This window comes from Pseudomonas sp. IT-P258 (assembly GCF_949767825.1).
Lineage (GTDB): Bacteria > Pseudomonadota > Gammaproteobacteria > Pseudomonadales > Pseudomonadaceae > Aquipseudomonas > Aquipseudomonas monachiensis.
The window spans coordinates 1-281 of sequence record NZ_CATKPU010000093.1 but is presented as its reverse complement, the minus strand read 5'-3'; the positions used below and the strand labels follow the sequence as shown (position 1 = coordinate 281).

At 61.6% G+C, this 281-nt stretch carries 1 protein-coding gene; it reads left to right on the top strand.

What is annotated here, in order from left to right:
- Positions 1-281: contractile injection system protein, VgrG/Pvc8 family (locus tag ACM6G4_RS25945; protein ID WP_414914889.1), on the top strand; the 281-nt coding region annotated here is incomplete at both ends.

Here is a 281-nt window from a genome sequence, read left to right as displayed (position 1 = left end):
GCCCCCCTCGACGTCCTGGCCTTCCACGGCGAAGAACACCTCAGCCAGCCGTTCAGCTACTACATCGAGTTCACCTCCAGCCAGCTCGACATCGACGCCGAACTCATGCTTGGCCAACAAGCCAGCTTCAGCCTGCACGCACTGCCGGAAAAGGTCTCGTCGCTGATCTTCGAACCGTCCGAAGTCAAGCCGCTGCGCACCTTGCACGGGGTAATCAGTGGCTTCAAACGCCTGTCCGCTTCCGTCGACGAGGCACGCTACGAAGTCACCCTGCAACCGCG